At 68.2% G+C, this 1,198-nt stretch carries 1 protein-coding gene; it reads left to right on the forward strand.

Annotated elements, in window-relative coordinates; translation table 11 throughout:
• A partial coding sequence (locus CCN29_RS33715; protein WP_143661460.1) for an amino acid adenylation domain-containing protein occupies positions 1 to 1,198 on the forward strand: 1,198 nt, incomplete at both ends.

The following is a 1,198-nucleotide window of genomic DNA, read 5'->3' on the forward strand; positions in this document are numbered from 1 at the left end:
CCTGGTGGTCGCGTTGCTGGGTGTGCTGAAGTCGGGTGCGGGCTATGTGCCGATGGACCCGGGTTATCCGGATGAGCGTGTCGACTTCATGGTCGAGGATTCGCGTGTCTCGCTGGTTCTGAGGTCGGTCGAGGACTTCCCGGACGGGGGCCGTACGGACAGGGTTCCGGTGTCCGGTGGTGGCTCGGATGTGGCGTATGTGATCTACACATCAGGGTCGACGGGGCGTCCGAAGGGGGTGATGATCGAGCACTCCCAGGTCGTGGCGATGCTGTCCTGGGCGGGCCGGGTGTTCTCGCGCGAGGAGTTGGCGCAGACGCTGGCTGCGACGTCGGTGTCGTTCGACCTGTCGGTGTTCGAGATCTTCGCCCCGCTGTCGGTCGGTGGGACGGTCCATCTGGTGCCCGACAACGCGCTGGACCTGATCGCACATCCAGGCCGGTACGAGGACGTGACGTTGATCAACACGGTCCCGTCGGTCGCCCGGGAACTGCTCGCAGCGGGTGCGATACCTCCCCGCGCCCGGACGATGAACCTCGCCGGTGAGCCGCTGGCACCGCACCTGGTCGAGGAGTTGTACGCGCACCCGGTGATCGGTGTGGTCAACAATCTGTACGGGCCGAGTGAGGACACCACCTACTCGACACACGCCGTCACCGTTGCCGGTGACGCGCGGACGCCGATCGGCCGGCCTGTGGACGGCACGCGGGCTCATGTCCTGGACGGGTCTCTGCGGCCGGTGGTCGTAGGCGCGGTGGGTGAGCTGTACCTGTCGGGAGCCGGTGTCACCCGCGGCTACCACGCCCGGCCCGCCCTCACCGCGGAGCGGTACCTCCCCGACCCGTTCTCCTCGGACGGATCCCGGATGTACCGCACGGGGGACCTGGTGCGCTGGCGCCCTGACGGCCAGCTTGATTACCTCGGCCGCGCCGACGGACAGGTGAAGATCCGCGGTCACCGCGTCGAACTCGGCGAGGTCGAGGAAGTCCTGCGCCGCCACCCGCACGTGTCCGAGGCCGTCGTCATCGCCCGACCGGACACGACCGGCTCACTCCGCCTGGCCGGTTACGTCGTCGCCGACAACGCTGTTGCTCCCTCGGATCTTGCGTCCCACGCACGCGCCTGGCTGCCCGACTTCATGGTCCCCTCGGCCCTGGTCGCCCTCGAGGAGTTCCCTCTCCTCCCCAACGGCAAGATC

Source organism: Streptomyces pseudogriseolus (genome assembly GCA_002154585.1).
Classification (GTDB): domain Bacteria; phylum Actinomycetota; class Actinomycetes; order Streptomycetales; family Streptomycetaceae; genus Streptomyces; species Streptomyces pseudogriseolus.